This is a genomic window from Mesorhizobium yinganensis (assembly GCF_040081985.1).
In the GTDB taxonomy this organism is placed as follows: Bacteria; Pseudomonadota; Alphaproteobacteria; order Rhizobiales; family Rhizobiaceae; genus Kumtagia; species Kumtagia yinganensis.
In genome coordinates this window covers 1-16,305 of the sequence record NZ_JBEBMH010000058.1, presented here as the reverse complement: position 1 = coordinate 16,305, position 16,305 = coordinate 1, and the positions used below count along the sequence as shown (strand labels likewise).

The 16,305-nt window shown below is 64.2% G+C and carries 12 protein-coding genes and 2 pseudogenes; 3 read left to right on the top strand and 11 right to left on the bottom strand.

What is annotated here, in order from left to right; genetic code table 11:
• Positions 1–135: pseudogene (locus ABMA59_RS36080) on the top strand (IS110 family transposase); the annotation flags it as partial.
• Between the two features lie 329 nt (positions 136–464).
• On the opposite strand, the gene ABMA59_RS36075 reads toward ABMA59_RS36080, so the two are convergent.
• From ABMA59_RS36075 to ABMA59_RS36030, 10 genes are all read right to left on the bottom strand, one after another.
• Positions 465–1,610: an extracellular solute-binding protein gene (locus ABMA59_RS36075; RefSeq protein ID WP_349010159.1), complete on the bottom strand. Its 1,146-nt coding sequence runs from the start codon at positions 1,608–1,610 to the stop codon at positions 465–467.
• A gap of 52 nt (positions 1,611–1,662) precedes the next feature.
• Entirely contained in the window at positions 1,663–2,526 is an 864-nt protein-coding gene (locus ABMA59_RS36070) for an ABC transporter permease (protein WP_349010158.1), read from the bottom strand.
• Positions 2,523–3,371 carry an ABC transporter permease gene (locus ABMA59_RS36065; protein ID WP_349010160.1) on the bottom strand — a complete coding sequence of 283 codons (849 nt, stop codon included), beginning with the start codon at positions 3,369–3,371 and terminating at the stop codon, positions 2,523–2,525. The genes ABMA59_RS36070 and ABMA59_RS36065 overlap by 4 nt, the downstream gene beginning before the upstream one ends.
• Before the next feature lie 5 nt (positions 3,372–3,376).
• Positions 3,377–4,414: an ABC transporter ATP-binding protein gene (locus ABMA59_RS36060; protein ID WP_349010157.1), complete on the bottom strand. Its 1,038-nt coding sequence runs from the start codon at positions 4,412–4,414 to the stop codon at positions 3,377–3,379.
• Positions 4,415–4,737: 323 nt separating this feature from the next.
• Entirely contained in the window at positions 4,738–6,288 is a 1,551-nt protein-coding gene (locus ABMA59_RS36055; RefSeq protein WP_349010156.1) for an alkaline phosphatase family protein, read from the bottom strand.
• A 104-nt stretch (positions 6,289–6,392) separates the two neighbouring features.
• Positions 6,393–7,694, bottom strand: coding sequence for an iron-containing alcohol dehydrogenase (locus ABMA59_RS36050; RefSeq protein WP_349010155.1), 1,302 nt, complete (start codon positions 7,692–7,694; stop codon positions 6,393–6,395).
• A gap of 14 nt (positions 7,695–7,708) precedes the next feature.
• Positions 7,709–8,380: a class II aldolase/adducin family protein gene (locus tag ABMA59_RS36045; RefSeq protein ID WP_349010154.1), complete on the bottom strand. Its 672-nt coding sequence runs from the start codon at positions 8,378–8,380 to the stop codon at positions 7,709–7,711.
• A 249-nt stretch (positions 8,381–8,629) separates the two neighbouring features.
• Positions 8,630–10,075, bottom strand: coding sequence for an FGGY family carbohydrate kinase (locus ABMA59_RS36040; RefSeq protein WP_349010153.1), 1,446 nt, complete (start codon positions 10,073–10,075; stop codon positions 8,630–8,632).
• Entirely contained in the window at positions 10,072–11,313 is a 1,242-nt protein-coding gene (locus ABMA59_RS36035) for an FAD-dependent oxidoreductase (RefSeq protein ID WP_425476054.1), read from the bottom strand. Before ABMA59_RS36035 ends, ABMA59_RS36040 begins: the two co-directional genes overlap by 4 nt.
• Complete coding sequence (locus ABMA59_RS36030; protein ID WP_349010152.1) at positions 11,310–12,743, bottom strand: NAD(P)/FAD-dependent oxidoreductase; 1,434 nt, start codon at positions 12,741–12,743, stop codon at positions 11,310–11,312. Before ABMA59_RS36030 ends, ABMA59_RS36035 begins: the two co-directional genes overlap by 4 nt.
• Before the next feature lie 79 nt (positions 12,744–12,822).
• On the opposite strand from ABMA59_RS36030, the gene ABMA59_RS36025 reads away from it, so the two are divergent.
• Positions 12,823–13,596, top strand: coding sequence for a DeoR/GlpR family DNA-binding transcription regulator (locus ABMA59_RS36025; protein ID WP_349010151.1), 774 nt, complete (start codon positions 12,823–12,825; stop codon positions 13,594–13,596).
• 157 nt (positions 13,597–13,753) lie between these two features.
• Positions 13,754–15,751, top strand: coding sequence for an ABC transporter substrate-binding protein (locus tag ABMA59_RS36020; RefSeq protein ID WP_349010150.1), 1,998 nt, complete (start codon positions 13,754–13,756; stop codon positions 15,749–15,751).
• 385 nt (positions 15,752–16,136) lie between these two features.
• Here the strand turns inward: ABMA59_RS36020 and ABMA59_RS36015 are convergent.
• Positions 16,137–16,305: pseudogene (locus tag ABMA59_RS36015) on the bottom strand (IS110 family transposase); the annotation flags it as partial.

The window sequence follows — 16,305 nt, the reverse complement described above, 5'->3', positions numbered from 1 at the left end:
AGCGCCTTCCACGACAGGTTGCACAAGGCCGGCAAACCCAAAATGGTCATTCGCATCGCGCTCGCTCGCAAACTGCTCGTCATCCTCAATGCAAAAGCACGCGACGCGCGAAACGAGTTCGCAAATGCAACTTGACACCAAAGATAGTCGCTCACCGGCCCTTCGGGCCACCTCTCCCCCTGCCCGGGGGAGAGGATAGACGGCCGCGATGTTCGAGCCAATCGGCGAAGCTGCGTATCCTCTCCCCAGGGCAGGGGGAGAGGTGGCCCAAAGGGCCGGTGAGGGGGTGATGCCGAAACGAGCCGGCAACGCCGGCTCGTAGAGGATTGTTTTGTATCCGCTATTGCCTCGCCTTAACGGATCGAGATTCCGGAACACAGTGACGTCCGGTACATTTGCTCTAAGAATAGACTATTGTAACTCATGTCCGCCATGAGGTTGACCCCGCTTCGGTCAACCAACACCTACTTCTGCAGCACTTCCGCGACGAACTGCTGGATGAAATACCCCTTGTAGGCGCCTGGCAGCCAAGGCCGGCCGTTCTTCTGCCGCTGGTCTTCCGGGATCAGGGCATTCTCACCCGAAACGTCGGTCCGCGCGAGATAGCTGCCGATGGTGGCGTTGAGCTGTTTCTGCACCTCTGGCTCGATGAGATAGGCGATGAACAGCATCGCCGCCGCCTTGTGTTTTGCGTTGGCGGGAATGCCGAGGCTGTCGCCGCCGCCCGGCATGCCGAGTTCCGGCACGTAGAGCTTTGCACGCTTGAACAGCGTGCCCTTGGACAGCGAGACCGCGGTGTCGTCGTCCCACGCGGCGGCCATCAGCACCTCGCCCTGGTTCACGCGGTCGATGGAGTCGTTGTTCGAGGCGGTGATGGTGAACTTGTCCTCGTTGGCGTTGAACCACTCCCAGACCTTGCCCCAATCGGCGACCTTCTCCTGTTTCATCTCGGTGTCGCCGGCATATTTGTCCCGATCGCCCAGGATATTGACGATCGCGGCCTGCACGAAGGCCTGGCCCGAGCCGCCCTTGGACGGATCGTTGAAGGCGAACTGCGCTGGGTTGGCGTCCAGCCAGGCAGTGAATTCAGCCCATGTCTGCGGAGGGTTGGGCACTTTTTCCGGGTCGTATACGAAGCCGGTCTGGTTGCGGTAGACGGGCACCAGATAGCCGTTTGTGGCATAACCCTCCTGCACCTTGGAAAGGGCCGGATCGAGCTTGTCCGAGCCGGGGATGACACCGACCAGCGGCCCGTAGAGCGCCTTGGCGTCGAGCAGCGACTTCAGTTCCACGCCGCCGATCAGCAGCGCGTCGATGGTGCCCTCCGCGCTCGGCGCTTCCGACACCACCTTTCCGATGGTGGCGGTGCGGTCGCCGGTGACGACATCGACCTTGATGCCGTATTTCGCCTCGAAATCCTTGGCGGCGGTGCGCCAGAACTCCTCGCCCCACCAGGCGTAGAAGGTGGCCTGCCCTTCCGCCTTCGCCGCCTCGACAACCTTGTCCCACGGCATTTTCAGAAGATCGTCCGCGGCGGAGGCCGGCTGGTAAGCGCCGATGAGGCCGGCAAGCCCCACGATTGCGGATAGGAATACACGTCTGGTCGTCATGACATTCGTCTCCCTGGTTGCGGTCGGCGCCGGGCCTCGGCGCGTCCCGATGTCAAAGTTTTCCGAAAGCCGACGAGAGATATTCCGTCTTCAGGTAGCGTTCGGCGATGAGAAGAAGGGCGATGCTGGGCACCATCAGCACGATGGAGACCACCGCCGCATTGGTGCGCACGAAGTGGTAGCCGAGATAGTCGAACAGCACGGTCGGGATGGTCTGGAACGTCGGCGTTCCGATCACGAAGGTAAGGTTGAATTCCTCCAGGCTGGTGATGAAGGTGAACACAGACCCCGCCATCAGGCCGGGAAGCACCATCGGCACCAGCACATGGCGCACCAGTTCCAGCCGGCCGGCGCCGAGGTTCTTCGCGGCATCGATCACGTCCTGTGGGATCGCCTCGAAGGCGGTGGCCAGGATCCGCAGCATATAGGGCATCGACAGCAGCGTGTGCCCGAGCACGAGCCCGATAAACGTTTGCGCTAGTCCGAAGGTCTGGAATGTGCGGCTCAAGAACATGGCGATCACCATGGCCGGCAGCACGATCGGCAGCAGGATCAGCAGCCGCAGCGCCTCCTTGCCGCGAAAGGTCAGCCGGCCGATGGCGTAGGCGGTGGGCAGCGACAGGATAAAGGAGAGGAGCGTCACCACCGGCGCCAGGATAAAGCTGGTCGCCATCGCCTTGCCGATCTCGGAAAAGGTGAAGACATATTCCCACTGCGCCAGCGAAAAGCTCGGCGGCAGCACGGCCGGCGGCGACCACGGATCATCCGGATTCACCAGCGACCACATCACGGCCATGAACAGCGGCACCGCCGTCCAGACCAGCAGCAGCGCCACGGTCAGGCCGACGAGAAATCCCTTCAGGCCGATCCTGCGGCGCTTATAGGGCGGCGGGATGGTGAGCGCCATGTCGGTCATCGGCCGATCTCGGCGACGGCGCGGGCCGCGCGCGCATAGATGGCGACGAACAGCAGCGAGGCGAAGGTGATGACCACGCCGATGCAAGCGGCCGCGCCCCATTGCTGCAGCGTGAACGCCTCGGTGTACATCAGCACCGACAGCGACGAGGGATAGACCGGGCCGGCCACTTTGGTGATCGCGTAGTCGCCGAATGTGAGGATGAAGACAAGCACGACGGCGATCAGGATGCCGGGCGCCGATAGCGGCAGGATGACGTGTCGGATCACCCGCCACGGACTGGCGCCAAGGTTGCGCGCGGCGTCCTCGACGTCGGTCTGGATCGATTCCAGCGTCGCCGAAAGAATGAGCAACTGGAACGGCAGGTTCTTCCAGATCTGGATGATGAGAACGTTCCATCCGAACTTGTCGTTCAGCATGCGCAAAGGGCGGTCGATGATGCCGAGGCCGAGCAGCGCGCTGTTGAGGATGCCGTGGAAGGCCAGCACGTTGAGGATCAGGAATGCCGCAACGAGCGCCGGCACGAACAGCGGGATCTTTATGATCGAGCCGATCAGTTGCGTGCCGAAGCGGCGGCGGCGCAGGAACAGCGCAAGGGGATAGGAGAAGATCAGCGTGCCGAAGGCGCTGCCGACGCCGACCTTCAGCGAGAACAGGAAGGAATCGATGAAGGTGCGGTCGGCCAGCGACAGCCAATGCTCGAAGGTCAGCTTCGATTCCCCCACCAGCGAATAGAGCCCGACGCTTTGCAGCACGGTCATGGCGATTGCCGCTGCGAGAAACAGGAAGATGAAGCCGGCGCCGGGCAGGATCAGGAGGACGAGGGTGAGCCGGTCGGTCCGCATGGCGTTCACTCGACCACCCGCACGCGGTCCGAGGGAACCGCGAAATCGAGCATGTCGCCTTCGCGTCCCCTGAAGCCGGTATCGACCTGGGCGCGCAGCTGCTGGCCGGCCGCGTCGAGCACTAGTTCGATGAAACTGCCGCAGAAGACCACGCCGCGCACCCTGGCGCCGACGATGTTGGCTTCCGCGCCGGGGGCGACGACGCGCATGTCTTCCGGCCGCCAGCTTATCTTGACCGGCCCGCCGCCGAGTTTCCGCCCCGGTCCGACGGAAAAGCGGCCGATCGGCGTGGCGACCAGATGGTCCCCGGCGGCCGTGCCAGGGACGATGTTGGCGGCGCCGAGGAAGTCGGCCACAAAACTGGTGACCGGCGACCGGTAGAGCGTTTCCGGCGCCCCCACCTGTTCGATCCGGCCCTTGTTCATCACCACGATGCGGTCGGAAATCGCCAGCGCCTCGACCTGGTCGTGGGTCACGTAGAGCGTGGTGACGCCCAGCCTTTTCTGCAATTCGCGGATTTCCAGCCGCACCTTTTCGCGCAGTTTTGCGTCGAGGTTCGAGAGCGGCTCGTCGAACAGCAAAATGTCCGGCTGGGTGACGATGGCGCGCGCCAGCGCCACACGCTGCTGCTGGCCGCCCGAAAGCTGCCCCGGACGCCGCGCCTCAAGTCCGCGCAGGCTGACGGTGTCGATTGCCTCGCCGATGCGGCGGGTCTGCTCGGCTGCCGGAATCTTTCGCATCTTCAGGCCGAATGCGATGTTCTCGGCGACCGTCATATGCGGAAACAGCGCATAGCTCTGGAACACCATGGCGGTGTTGCGCCGGTGCGGCGGCACGTCATTCATGCGCCGCTCGCCGAACAAGATGTCGCCGCTGTCAGGCGCCATGAAACCCGCGACCATGCGCAGCGTGGTGGTCTTGCCGCAGCCCGAGGGCCCGAGCAGCGTCACAAGCTCGCCCTTGGCTATGTCGAGATCGACGCCATCCACGGCGGTGAACCCGCCATAGTGGCGAACCACGTTGCGCAGGCGAAGACCGCTCACGGCCGGGAAACCGGCCGCGCAGGCGCACACAGAAAAGCGGGAGCCCGCACCCGTCCTGCCACGATCTCGGTCACATCAGCCCCATTATGCTGCATGCGAAATCCCCGGAAAGCTATTGCTTCGAACCAGTTGTTCAGGCGCATCACTTATGGTGTTGATCCTACAACATTTGTGACAGAATCGACACAGAGCAGTTCAAAGTTTTGCGCTTCGATGAGGTTGCTGCCTCAAGGAAGCCAGGTTTCAGTCTCGCCGCTTCAAAGCCCGGCGTGGAGCAAGTCGCCGAGGCTTCGAGGCGCCTCATGCCAGCTCGCGAACGCGCGTCACTCCCTCGAAAACAGGCCCCCCTCACCCAGATGCATGTTGGTCATGGTCCGCTCCGCCGAGGTCAGCCGCCAGTCCAGCATTTTTTGTGCGTATTTCAGCATGACCGTCGCATAGGCAGGATCGGTCGCCAGATTTGTCGTCTCGTGCGGATCGGCCTCAAGGTCGAAGAGCAACGGCGGCAAGGCCGCGAAGTGTATGTATTTGAAATGCTTGTCGCGGACGACTGCGTAGCAGCACTGGTCGGACGTGATGCCGAGCATGGTTTCAGGCCTTTGCAGCCGCACATCGCGAAAATCCTGCTCGAAATAGACCGCGTCGCGCCAGTCCGCCGGCGCATCGCCGCGCAAAAACGGCATCAGCGAGGCGCCGTCGCAAGTCCGAGGCACCTTGAGGCCGATCCAGTCGAGCACGGTGGGCATGATGTCGATCGCCTGGGTCAGCGCCTCGACCTGGGTGCCACGCGTCGCATTCGCCTCCGGGCGCGGATCGCGGATAACCAGCGGCAGATGGAACGACTGGTCGAAATAGATCTCCTTGCCCCAGACGAAATGCTCGCCCAGCATCTCGGCATGGTCGCTGGTGACGACGATCAGCGTACGATCATATTGCCCGGTCGCCTTCAGATGCTCGACGATGCGGCCGAGATGAAAATCGACCTCGTTGACCAGCCCGTAATAGGTCGCCCGCATCTGCCGGATTTCCAGTTCGTCGGTGGTCACGATGTTGAGCGGCGTATGCTCGTCATAGGCGCCGACGCGGTTCAGCCGGCTGATCTCGTAGGCTAGCATCGGATGCTGCTCGGCTTCCGCCTCGTGGGTCGCCGCGCGATGCGGGAATTCCACCTCGGCCGGATGGACGGCGTCGTTATAGGGCACCGGCGCGATCAGCGGCGGATGCGGCCGGAAGAACACGAAATGCGCAAACCACGGTTTCTGCTCGCGCACCAGCAGCCATTTGAGGAATTCGTCGGTGAGATAGGCTGTCTCGCTCTCTTCCGCCGGAAACTCGGTCGGAATGTAGCGGAACCCCCTATCCGCCGGTTTCTCGAAACCCTTTTTCGGACGAAACACGTCGTCGCGGCCATTGGGGAAATCGTAGCCGTTCCTGATCAGTTCGGCGACCCAGTCGCCCATGTCCTCCGGCAGATGGAGGGGGGCGCGAAACCCCGGCAGCACACCCTCGTCATAGGCGGTCAGCGCCGGATCGTTCGGGTGTTTTCCGCGCGGATCGACGGAGTTGTCGGTGTAGCCGAACAGCGACGGGTCGTATCCCGCCTTGCGCGCCTCCAGAGCGATGTTGGTGTGGCGGGCGTCCAGCGGCGTGCCGTTTTTCCCCGACCGATGGTTCATCAGATAGAGGCCGGTGAGCAGGCTGGTGCGCGACGGGCCGCATGGGGTGCACTGTCCGAAATGGTTGCGGAACAGCACGCCCTCGCGCGCCAGGGCGTCGAGGTTCGGCGTCTTGACGTTCGGATGCCCGAGCGACGAGATGCAATCCGCCCGCCACTGGTCGGCGCAGATCAGAAGAATGTTCGGCTTGTCGGCCATGTCGCCCCTTGTCCCCTCTCCCACTGGAGCCCGGCCCGCGCCGGAGCCACACCATGATGCACCGCCGTCATGTCAGGCATGATGCAACGGCCCTCGGCCCGCAATCAAATTGTGCCGATCGCACTTTCCAGCCTGCCGGCGTTGGCGGCAAGATCGATGAAGGTGTAACGGTTGCGGATTTCCCGGCAGCGCAGCAGCGCGTTGTCGTAGAATTTGCGCGGCAGGTGGATCGCTTCCGGCGTCAGGTCGGCGCCCGCCGCTTTCAGCACGCCGGTCAAATAGGACGACTTCAGCAGCACGCCGGCGATGCGCTCGCGTATGTCGTGCCAACGCTCGGCAAGCCGCGTATTGAGCGCTTCGGCCTTGCGGCTGTCGATCCGTTTGCCCTGGAATTCGGCCCAGCACGATGCCCCGAGTTCATCGCCGTAGCGGGCCTTGAAGCCGGCCTCGGTCTCGGTGTCCGGCCAGATCACGGGCGTCTCCTCCAGCATACGCTCTTGTAGCCGCACCATCGACAGCGTCGTCACTCCGACCTGCTCGCCATGGTAGATCAGCGGGCGGTTGTCATCGGCGAACATGTCGATGAAGTGGCTGATGAGGTGCTCGCCTTGGGACGCCGGTTGGCTGTTGCCGACGATCGCGGTGCCGAAGCCCGCAAGCACCAACGTGTTCACCAGCCGCTCCATGACTTGGAGATCGCCCGCCATCAGCGCCGCGGCGTTGTCGAACAGCGGACCCTCGTCGTCCTCGAGCAGTTCATAGGGAAGTTCGCGGAACGGCAGGCCATGCAGAAGGTGCGCCAGCAGCCAGTCCGCCTCGGCGGTGGTACGGCACAGGCTGTCGCCGAGCCCGGCGCGGATGAGGCGCGCCGGGGCAGCCGACAGCACAGCAAGGTCGAAGAAGGCACCGGCCGGCGCCTGCGCCGGCAGCGACATCTTGTGCCCATGCTTTGTGATCGCCGCGTTGACCGAGGTATAACCGTTCATCGACGGCGCTGTGGCGAAAACCGCATATGGCTTCTTGTCAAGCGCACTCGCATATTTGCAGAGATCGTTGATCGTGCCCGAACCGATGGCGATGAGCGCGTCGGCGCATGAGGTCTCGCCGCGAATCCTGTCGGCAGTCACATCGTCCGGATATGGCGCTTCGGGAAAAACCACGCTCTGCACGGCATGTCTGCCGTCCAGAGCCGCCTCGACCCTGGCGCCGAGCACCGCGTGCGTCGTACTGTCGCTGACGACCGCGATCTTTTTTCCGAACCCAAGCGCCGCGACAAGGTCGCCCTCCATGCCGGCAAGGGATGGCTTGATCGCCAGCGATTTCGTCGCGACACCGACCGCCTTGCCGGTGTCGGGATCGACATAGGTTCCGGCAAGCAGCCGCTCGATCTTTTTTGCCCCGTCCATGATTGTCCCGCCCCTCAGCAGCAGTTCGGCATGATGCGGCGCGCGCCGTCGTCGCCCTGCCCATAGCTCTTGAACCGTTCCGCCACCCTCGCGATCTCTTCGTCCGGCAGCACGTAGGGCACGCCGATCTGCAAGGCATGCCAGTATTGCGAGGCCAGCGCCTCGATCTCGACCGCCAGCCAGGCCGCCCGCTTCAGGTTCGGGCCGATGGCGACCATACCGTGATTGGCAAGCAGGCAGGCGTAGCGGTCTTGAAGTGCGCCGAGGATCAGGTCGGCGAGTTCCTGCGTTCCCCAGGTGACGTAGGGCACGCAAGGCACGGTCGGGCCGCCCGCCACGGCCATCATGTAATGCACCGCCGGAATCTCGCGCCGCAGCATCGACAGCGAGGTACAGAAGCGCGAATGCAGGTGGACGACCGCGCCGACCTCCGGTTTCTTCTCCATGATGTCGCGATGGAAGCGCCACTCTGTGGAGGGCTTGCGCACGCCGTCATGCGAGGCGTCGATATGCATGGTGACGATGTCTTCCGGCACCATTTCCGGATAGGGCACGCCGGACGGCGTGATCAGAAAACCCTCGTTCACCCTGACGCTGATATTGCCTGCCGTGCCCTGGTTGATGCCACGGTCAACCATGAAATTGCAGACCGCGATCATCTCCTCGCGCAGTTCCAGATGTTTCATTGTCGGGCTGTCTCCGTGGCCGATTTCGGTGGAAAGGCGGGGCGGGATCGAGGCGGCCGCATGCAATTCGTGACGCCACGGTCGTTTCAGTGGTTACTACCACACAGCATGTTGAAGTTACAACATTCTTATGCGCAAAGGTTTGACATTTTCGAACAGTTTCAAACCTCCAAACTCGGTCAACCGTGAGCCAACGGCGACGAAGAGGACCGCCGCTCCCGAAAGATCGTCATGGCTGCGTCTCAGCCTTCATCGACGCCACCCCTTGGAGCGTGCCAAGGCTTCCGCGAAGCGGTCACGCAGAGCGGCGGCATCACCTCGCTCCAACACCGGCTGAACTGCGGCTGACGGGAGGCCCGGCATAGCCGTGGGTTCTGACGGGTCCCGTCCTGCAGCTACCGCTCGTGCAAGCCAGCCCGCGCCAAGCGCAGTCACCTCCGCCTCGCCACGCCCGACCAACGGACGGCCGCATATGTCGGCAAGGAATTGCATGAAATAGGTCGATCGTGTCAGCCCGCCGTCGACCGAGATGGCATTGCCGCCGGCAAAGCCGAGCGTATCTACAACCTCCGCGATCCGGAAGGCGACGCCTTCCAGCACGGCCTTGATAAGGTCTTCGCGGCCGGTGGCGGTGTCGATGCCGATGAACAGCCCCGCCGCGCCGCGGTCCCAGTGCGGGCACGCGAGACCGGCCAGCGCCGGAACGAAAAACAGGTCGCGGCCGGCTGCGCTCCGACCGGACAGGCCAGCAAGGTCCTCCGTGCCGCCCAGCAAACCGATCCGCACCAGCCATTCGACTGCCGCCGCCGCCGTGTAGACACCGCCGTCGGCGGCATAGGCACGGCCCTCGCGGCAGGACCAAGCGGCCGTCGGCACGATGCCCTCGCCAAGTCCGGCCGGTCTTTCGAATCCGGTCAGCATCAGCGCAAAAGCGCCCGTTCCGACGGTGATCTTGCCCTCGCCGGGCATGCGACAGCCGTGACCGTAGAGCGCTGCGACCTGATCGACCATGGATGCAAGCAGCGGCAGCGGCCCAACCGGCGTGGCCACCATGCCGATCGGCTCGTCGCCGGCGACGATCTCCGGCAGCAATTCCGTCGGAACGCCGAATGTGTCGCAAAGCACTGAATCCCAGGCGCATGTGCCAAGGTTCATCAGCGACGTCCGCGAGGCGGTGGTGACGTCGGTGGCATAGCGCCCGGTCAGCCGCTCGGTGAAATAGCTGTCGGAGGTGCCTAGACCCAATCGGCCACGCCGCGCGAGTTCGCGAGCGCCGTCGACATGATCGAGCAGCCAGCGCAGCTTGCTCGCCGAAAAATACGCATCGAGCGGCAGGCCAGACAGCGCCCGCACCGTTTCGCCTTTCCCGGCTTGAGCGAGCGCCGCGACCTCCGCCTCCGTGCGTTGATCCTGCCAGACAATGGCGTTGGCGAGCGGAACGCCGCTGTCGCGGTCCCAGGCGACCACCGTCTCGCCCTGGTTGGCGAGCGCCACGCCCCTCGCTCCCCTCGCCGCGCCCTCATCGACCAGGCCGCGCACATTTTCCAGCAATTCGGCGGCGTCATGCTCCACCCAACCAGGGCAAGGCAGGATCTGCCCATGCCTGACCGCGCCGACCGTCTCCTCCGCACCATCTTCTGCGACAAGCAGGCCCTTGGTCGATGTCGTTCCCTGGTCGATGGAGACGACTTTCATGCCTGCGCCTCGAAGCCGATACGAAGTTCGCCAACGTTCTCCAGATCGGGAAATTTCGGATCGAGCACGATCCGGCGTTCCGGCCTAACCCGCATCAAGCCAGAGCGCCAGACAATCGCGCCATCGGCGGAAAGCGCGAAACGGCCTTGCGCTGCCCTCTTCACACGAACCGCCATCCGCATTGGTCCCAGCGCCGGCCCTGGCACAGTTAGGCAGGACGGCGTCGAGAAAGCGACCAAACCGTCGGCCCGGATTTGAAGGCGGCGCTCGCCAAGCGGCGCGCCGCCAAAATGGTCATCGGCGATCGCCTCGCCAGCCAGCGCGCCCTCGCGCGCCGACCAGGCGGCGGTTTCGACCGGCCGCAGAACATTTCCCGCCGCATAAAGCCCGCGCTCGGCGAGCCGCCAGAACTGGTCGACGGCCGGCCCGCGCGTGCCCACGTCGCGAAGGTCCGGGCGGCGGCCGAGCAGCGAGGCTTCGGGCGTAAAGCATCCGGTGAAGATCACCGCATCGCAGGCGACCTCCTCGCTCCTGCCGACGGCGTCCTCAATCGTGACCGACGCCATGCGCCCGGCATCGTCGGCTGCCGCGTTGATGCGGACGACACGCGAGTGGTAGCGGATCGGCGTGCCGAGCACGGCGCGCGCGAAAAGATCGGCGGGGCGGCGCGCGACGATGCGCTCGCCCGGCTCGACCATGGCGGCGGCCCTCACGCCCGCGTCGCGCAGGCTGAGCAGCGCGGAAAACGAGACAAGCTCGGTGCCGACGATCACAGGCCGGCGGAACGGCAGTCCTTTGCCCTCGGACAGGACGCGTTGAAGCGCGCCGGTGGTAAAAATGTTGCGCGGCCGGTCGCCTGACACCAGCCGGCCGGCGCGCGGCGTCTCGCGAATACCCGTGGCGAGCAGCAGCCGTTTTGGCCTGACCAGCACTTCGCCCTCATCGCCAGACAGCATCGTTTCCAGCTCCGAACCGATCGACGTGACGGTCGTCGACGACAATATCGTGCCCGGATCGACCAGCGAACGCCATCGCGCCGCGTAGGCCGGACCGGACATCGGCCGAAAAAAATCGGTCAGCCCGAAAGTCGGATGCGGGCAGAAGCGCGGAATGCCGCCCGCTTCCGGTTCGCGCTCGACCACGACGACATTCGACACCCCACGCCGGGCCAGCGAGTGGGCCGCCGCCAGCCCAGCCGGCCCGCCGCCGACGATCAGCACAACCGGCTCCCGGTTCATGCCGCCGCGTCGGTCTTGCCGGCTTCGACGAGATGCGGCGCCAGCCGCGCCAGCGCCCCGCTGCAGCCGAAACCCTGGCAGCGGCCCATGGCGATGCGGGTGCGGCGCTTGAGCCCGCCCAGCGTGCCGGCCGGCGCGGGGCCTGAAAGCGCGGCGCGGACTTCGTTCTCGGTCACCCATTCGCAATGGCAGACGATGGGCGAGCGCCCGGCCTGCCGGTAAGGCCGGGGGAGGACTTCCGAGATCGGCGGCATACGCGGCCAGTCGAGGTCGTCGTCAGGCGGCGCGGCGCGCGCCTCGCCGAGAATGATCGAACCCTGGTCGGCCGCCCATTCGCCGATGCCGAGCGAGCCGGAGAGACCTGTCGAGCGGATGCCGCCAACCGTGAGCCAGCCGCTTTTGGCGTCGGCTTTCAGCACATAATCGCGATGCTCCGTCGCCGGCCGCAGGGCGGCGAAGGTCGCCGTGACCGTCTGGCCGGCCAGCGCCGGCAGCATGGCCTCGCCCTCGGCCATGATGCGCCTGAGCACGGCCTCCTCGCAGGCCGCATGAATGCGGTCCTCCTGGTCCTCGGCGGTCGGCCCGAGCAGCAGATTGCCGAAGACGGTGCGGGTGATCAGGACGCCCTTGGTGCGCTCCGTCGGCACACGCAGGATGATCGCCTTGGCAAGGTCATGCGCCGGCTTGTCGTAGACCACGAACTGGCCTTTGCGCGGGCGGATGGTGAAGCCCGGCTGGCGGCCGGCCAGGAGTTCGACGCGGTCGCCAAACAGGCCGGCGGCGTTGACCACGAGCCGGGCCGCGACTTCGCCCTTGCCAGTCTCGATGCGCCATGCGCCCCGCTTGCGCGAAAGGCCGGTCACCTCGGCGCCGGTCAAAAGCTCGGCGCCGTGCATCATCGCCTGCCTGATATAAGCCAGCGGCGCGCTCCATGGATCGATGATGGCTTCCTCCGGCACATCGACCGCGCCAAGCGCCCGATCCGACAGCATCGGCTCGCGGCGGCGCAGCCCGGCGCGGTCGAGCACCGAAACGGCGACGCCGTTGGCTTGCGCGTGGGCGGCGATGCCAGCCAGTTTTCCCAGTTGCTGCTCATCCCATGCCACCACCAGCGCACCCGTCTCGACCAATGGCAGGTTCATGCGTCCGTGGATCCGGCGATAGGTCGCGCAGCCCGTCTTGATCAGTTTGAGCTCCATGCCACCGGCCGGCTCGTCGAAACCGGTGTGCAGAAGCGCGCTGTTACCCTTGCTGGCGCCTTCCAGAATGTCGCCGCCCTTCTCAAGAACGATCGCCTTCCACCCGCGAATCGCTAGAGAACGCGCTATGGCACAGCCGACAACGCCGGCGCCGATGATGGCGACGTCATAGGTTGTCGCGCCGGCGGGTTGGGCAATGTCGGCGGGTGCGGCCGATGCGGGCAAGGACATGATGGAAAGCACACTGCGTTTGACCGAATGGTCACTTTAATGTCACATTGTGACCGAACAGGCAATGGCGGTTTTCAACATGAGACCTGACGAACGTCGCGAACGGATGGCCCTCCTGGTGAAGGAAGCCACCAAGATCAGCGTCGATGAACTCGCTACCCTATTGGACACCTCGCGCGAAACGGTGCGGCGCGACCTGACTCTGCTTTCCGAGCAGGGACTCCTGCGAAAAGTCCATGGCGGCGCGGTGTTCATGCAGACGGCACTGGAGAGCCCGCTCGGCGACCGCCGGGCGACGGCCCGAGCCGAAAAGATCGCGATCGGACGGGCGGCGGCCGGGCTGTTCCGGCACGGTGACAGCATCTTGATCGACGCCGGCTCGACCACTGCCTATTTCGCCGAATCCCTGAAGAATGCCGGCAGTTTCACGGTCATCACCAATTCCACAGTCGTCGCCTCGGAGTTGTGGTCGGCGCCCTCGCCCAGCGAGGTCTATTTGCTCGGCGGCCGCTATTTCGGCGACGGGCACGAAGTGCTTGGGCCGCTCGTCGTCGACCAGATCCAGAGGCTGCATGCCGACCATGCGGTGCTCACCATCGGCGCGGTCGATCAAGGCGGCACGTTCATGGACTTCAACGCCGAAGAAGCCTTTATCGCGCGCGCCATGATCGCCAGCGCGCGCCACGTCACCGTGCTTGCCGACGGCAGCAAACTCGGCCGGCACGCCCTGTTCCAGGTCTGCAAGGCCGACCGGGTACACCGGTTGGTGACCGATCGCGCGCCAGACGACACGGTGGAGAACGCCCTGCGCGCCGCTGGTGTGGAGATTGTCATTGCGGGGCCGCGCGCATAACGTCCCGGCGTGACAGACTCATGACAATTTCTGTGTCAGGTTCAACAAATATCTGCCCGATCAGTCAATCTTGCGGTTGACATGGTGACCGTTTAGTCATTCTATTTCTGTATTCTCGCAATCGAGGCCTTCGACGCCGAAACCGGGGAGTGGAAGCATGACGCCTTTTAACCAGCGAGGGGCCGCGCTTGGCATCTCCGCCCTTACTCTCGCCCTGCTGAATTCCGTGGCGGCCTTCGCCGCCGCCTGCCCGACCGTTGCCGACCCGCAAAATCTCAAGGGCGCCTTCCCGCATCAGGTCGAGCTCGACGAAGCGACCGCCGCTGGGGCGAAGCTCGCCTTCACCGAGAACCCCCTGTTTGCCGACGACGTGAAGGCGGGCAAGCTGAAGCCGGTGGGCGAGCGCCTGCCCGAACAGCCGCTGGTCGTCCTGCCCTATGTCGAATGCGGCAAATATGGCGGCACGATCGAGGGCACGTCGCGCGCGCCGACCTCCGGAACCTCCGACATTCTGAGCTGGCGGCAGGCCGTGCTGGTCCGCATCTCCGACGATCTGCAGACCATCGTGCCGAACGTCGCGCGCTCCTGGAAATGGGCCGACGATCACAAGTCGATCACCTTCGAACTGCGCAAGGGCCACAAATGGTCGGACGGCACGCCCTTCGGCGCCGACGACGTTGTCTTCTTCTTCGAGGACATCATCCAGAACAAGGACCTCAGCGCCGAGACGACCACCGAATGGGGCGTCAACGTGCATGCCAAGAAGATCGACGACCAACATGTCGAAGTGTCGTTCGACGAGCCGTTTCCCGGCTTCCTGACCTACATGGCCACCAACGGCTCCTACTTCAGCACTTTCGCGCCGGCGCATTTCTTCAAGAAGTTCATGCCGAAATACAATCCCAAGGCGAACGAGGACGCCAAGGCGGCGGGCTTCGAGGATTGGAAGAAGTGGTTCGTCAACTACTACAACAAGTACCATGACGACGCGACCGTATCGCCCGCGGCCCTCGATGTGCCGACGCTGGAAGCCCATGTCATCGAGATCGCGCCCGACACGCAGCAGCGCGTGCTGAAGGCCAATCCCTATTACTTCAAGGTCGACAGCATGGGGCAGCAGCTCCCCTATATCGACCGGGTGCGCGAGCGTTTCCTCAACGCCGATTTGCAGGTGCTGGCGATCCTCAACGGCGAGGTCGACTTCAAGGCGCAGGGCAACGAGCTGAGCTCCTATCCGACCTTCAAGGAAAACGAAGCGAAGGGCGGCTTCACGGTGCTCCTGCCGCCGGGCTCGATCGGCAATGCGATGGCCTTCAACATTACGCATGTCGATCCGAAGCTGAGGGCCGTCTATGGCGACCTGCGATTCCGCCAGGCGATCAGCCACGCAATCAACCGCGAGGAGATGAACCAGGTCCTGTATTTCGGGCTCGGCAAACCCAGCCAGGCGCTGCCGGCGCAGCTCCCCTTCACAACGGATGCCGACGCCAACTACATGATCGACTACGACGTCGCCAAGGCGAACGCCCTGCTCGACGAAATGGGCATGAAACGCGGCGGCGACGGTTTTCGCACCTTCCCGGATGGCTCGCCCTTCACCATCCTGTGGGAATATTCGAGCCAGTTCGCCAATGCCGAATTCGTCAAGCTGATGACCGACTACTTCAAGGCGGTCGGCTTGAACGTCAATCCGAAGGAACTGACCAGCGAGGCGACACGCGACAACGCTCGTACCAGCCGCTCCGACATCAACATGGAGTGGGACGTTCCCTACGAGCCGACGCTGATCGCCAATATCGGCCTCTACGTCCCGTACTACTCCGACCTTTCGCCGCTCTTCGGCGTGCAGTGGCGGGATTGGGAAATGACAGGCGGAACCAAGGGCGAGGAGCCGCCGGCCTGGGCCAAGCGCATGTACGAGATCGCGCGCGAATGGAAGACGGTGCTGCCGGGTTCCGAGCGCTATACCGAACTCGGCAAGGAACTGGTGAAGCTCAACCTCGAGAACATGACGATCATCGGCACGATCGGCGAGTTGCCGAAGCCTGTCGTCGTCGGCAACCGCCTCAAGAACGTGAAGACGGACATGAAGACGGTGCACTACAACTTCGGTTATCTTTATCCCTATCAGCCGGACACCTGGTTCAAGGAATAGGCGGCAAGCGGCATGCACGTTGGCTGTCTATGCCGCCCGTTCTTCGAAGTCGCCTGCCGGCGGCTTCTCCTCGTGAAGAACGAGGCCGCTAAAATCGCCGACTCCACCTATGGAAAACATTGCCGAATGAGCCGGAATATCGCGGCCAGCGTCCCTCTCCCCGTTTACGGCAGGGCAATCGCATATGGACATTATCCTCTCCGATCCGGCTACGCCGGGTTCGTTTCGGCATCACCCCCTCACCGGCCCGTCGGGCCACCTCTCCCCCTGCCCGGGGGAGAGGATAGCAGGCCGCCAGGTTGGCGCCAATCGTCGATGCTGCGATCCTCTCCCCCGGGCAGGGGGAGAGGTGGCCCGACGGGCCGGTGAGCGACTATCTTTGGTGTCAAGTTGCATTTGCGAACTCGTTTCGCGCGTCGCGTGCTTTTGCATTGAGGATGACGAGCAGTTTGCGAGCGAGCGCGATGCGAATGACCATTTTGGGTTTGCCGGCCTTGTGCAACCTGTCGTGGAAGGCGCTGAGATGCGGGTCGTAGCGGGCGGCGAGGCGGGCG

Coding starts and splice junctions, on each gene's coding strand:
- ABMA59_RS36075 (WP_349010159.1), bottom strand. CDS start 1,610: ATGACGACCAGACGTGTATTCCTATCCGCAATCGTGGGGCTTGCCGGC.
- ABMA59_RS36070 (WP_349010158.1), bottom strand. CDS start 2,526: ATGACCGACATGGCGCTCACCATCCCGCCGCCCTATAAGCGCCGCAGG.
- ABMA59_RS36065 (WP_349010160.1), bottom strand. CDS start 3,371: ATGCGGACCGACCGGCTCACCCTCGTCCTCCTGATCCTGCCCGGCGCC.
- ABMA59_RS36055 (WP_349010156.1), bottom strand. CDS start 6,288: ATGGCCGACAAGCCGAACATTCTTCTGATCTGCGCCGACCAGTGGCGG.
- ABMA59_RS36050 (WP_349010155.1), bottom strand. CDS start 7,694: ATGGACGGGGCAAAAAAGATCGAGCGGCTGCTTGCCGGAACCTATGTC.
- ABMA59_RS36045 (WP_349010154.1), bottom strand. CDS start 8,380: ATGAAACATCTGGAACTGCGCGAGGAGATGATCGCGGTCTGCAATTTC.
- ABMA59_RS36040 (WP_349010153.1), bottom strand. CDS start 10,075: ATGAAAGTCGTCTCCATCGACCAGGGAACGACATCGACCAAGGGCCTG.
- ABMA59_RS36035 (WP_425476054.1), bottom strand. CDS start 11,313: ATGAACCGGGAGCCGGTTGTGCTGATCGTCGGCGGCGGGCCGGCTGGG.
- ABMA59_RS36030 (WP_349010152.1), bottom strand. CDS start 12,743: ATGTCCTTGCCCGCATCGGCCGCACCCGCCGACATTGCCCAACCCGCC.
- ABMA59_RS36025 (WP_349010151.1), top strand. CDS start 12,823: ATGAGACCTGACGAACGTCGCGAACGGATGGCCCTCCTGGTGAAGGAA.
- ABMA59_RS36020 (WP_349010150.1), top strand. CDS start 13,754: ATGACGCCTTTTAACCAGCGAGGGGCCGCGCTTGGCATCTCCGCCCTT.